The organism is Barnesiella sp. (assembly GCF_022723415.1).
GTDB lineage: Bacteria > Bacteroidota > Bacteroidia > Bacteroidales > Barnesiellaceae > Barnesiella > Barnesiella intestinihominis.
In genome coordinates, this window is sequence record NZ_JAIJHU010000130.1 from 1 (window position 1) to 1,878 (window position 1,878).

General features: G+C 38.7%; 3 protein-coding genes. All 3 read left to right on the plus strand.

The genetic code is table 11. The annotated features are described in order from the left end of the window. Positions 1–967 (plus strand): RHS repeat domain-containing protein (locus tag QVD32_RS13030; RefSeq protein ID WP_287710363.1); only part of this gene is annotated, 967 nt, incomplete at its 5' end. Positions 968–1,096: 129 nt separating this feature from the next. After that, positions 1,097–1,447 carry a hypothetical protein gene (locus QVD32_RS13035; protein ID WP_287710365.1) on the plus strand — a complete coding sequence of 117 codons (351 nt, stop codon included), beginning with the start codon at positions 1,097–1,099 and terminating at the stop codon, positions 1,445–1,447. Continuing rightward, positions 1,404–1,878, plus strand: a 475-nt coding sequence (locus QVD32_RS13040) for a hypothetical protein (RefSeq protein ID WP_287710366.1), incomplete at its 3' end; no start/stop codon positions are given. The genes QVD32_RS13035 and QVD32_RS13040, both read left to right, overlap by 44 nt.

The window sequence follows — 1,878 nt, forward strand, 5'->3', positions numbered from 1 at the left end:
TTATCCTGCAAGTATCCTCTCTGTCAACAAGAACCGCTTCACAAAGCATTACTTTATTGGTGACAAACGAGTTGCTTCAAGGATAGGAACGGGTCTGTTCAATAACGTTTACGGACGTAACGGTTCATACGTAACGGCTGGTCAGCAGGACTATGCGGAGCGTATGAATCAGATACAGAAGCAGAAGGAGGCATACTATAAGCAGCAGGGCATCGCCCCTGGAGTACCTACAATGAATGGTGCGTACGGCGACCCGGAGAACACGGGTGTTGGCTATAATGCCGTCCTCTCAGAACTCGGCAACCATGATGTGCCACAGGGTTGGATTCAGACTCCACGCCCTAACACCACACCGAATACCAACCCCGGTCCACCTGTAAGCTGGAATGACCCGAGCAACCCTGATGACCCGCAGGTAGGATATGGCTACATCCCTAATGACACTACAAAAGAAGAGACCTTCTTCTATCACAGTGATCATTTAGGTAGTACGTCTTACATCACGGACGACCACGCCAACATCACCCAGTATGATGCTTACCTGCCATACGGTGAACTGTTGGTTGACGAGCACAGCAGCAGTGAAGAGCTACCATATAAGTTCAATGGTAAACAGTTCGATGATGAGACTGGCCTGTACTATTACGGTGCAAGGTACATGAACCCTGTTACCAGTCTGTGGTATGGGGTGGATCCGCTAGCAGAGAAATATGTCGCCACAGGTGGATATGTATATACCTTGGATAATCCTGTGAGATTAATAGATCCGAATGGTAATTGGTCCTGGCCATGGGAACGAGGATCACTCATTGAATACCGTGGTAATGGGGTGTTTGGAATAAGAATAGAAAATTTTAGCAAAACTATGCAATCCAATTTCAAAAGAGCTAATAATAATCCTGCTAATTGGAGACCAGGAGAACTTGGTATAAACACAGAAATCGGAAAAATTTCTGTTGACAATTAGGCACATAAAAGTTTCACCATAGGGCGTAAACCAGCTGGTATAGACCCAAAAGATGGGAATGTAAGAATCAGGAGACCAATTGCGAAATCTACTGGCCAAGAAGATAGAAGATTCCATAGTTTTGACCCTATGCCTGTAAGAGGATCAGCTAAGGCTGTTGGAGCGATTGCCATACTAGACTTTGCAAATTATGCGGTAGATACATATATGACACTTTCGACCTTTTGGGATAGTAATGCATTTGATGATCAAATGGCCTCTTTCAGAAAAGCAATAAGAACGGTAAATAGCCAAATGAATTCAATTCCCGATAATTACAGAAAGGACACTAATAAGATGGGCGCAATTCTAAATTATGTTTTTCAAGGAGAAAATACAACAAAAGATAAAAACATTGACAAAATAGGACAAAATATTTTATTAAAATCTGGGAGATATGATAGGACAAATAAGACTTACAAACCTTTTATTAAAAGGTAAAAAGCGTGCTTTCTTAACAGTGATTGTTATAATAGCAATCTTTTGTATTTTTACTATGATCAAAAAGCATACTCCTCTGTATGATAATTTGCAAGGTGTATGTAATATAGATTTTAGCAAATCGTATTTCTGTCGTCAAACGGATTTTCATCCTTTAGAAAACAATATTTTCATTACTAAACAAAAGATTAGTCTTCCTGTTATAGTAACAGCCAATGATGATGTAAAAGGAAATTATAAAGAATTAGATAGACTAGAAAAAGAGGCTAAAGGAATCTGGAAAATAATTAGTGTTAATCCAGATTCCATTCAAATAGAAGTATCTAAAAGTATTCTAAATGGTAAATATTCTGTGATTTTTAAAAAGAATCAAAAAGAAAATGAAAAGTTAAACTATTATATAATCTTAAAAAATGATTCTACATATATGG

Coding starts and splice junctions, on each gene's coding strand:
- QVD32_RS13035 (WP_287710365.1), top strand. CDS start 1,097: ATGCCTGTAAGAGGATCAGCTAAGGCTGTTGGAGCGATTGCCATACTA.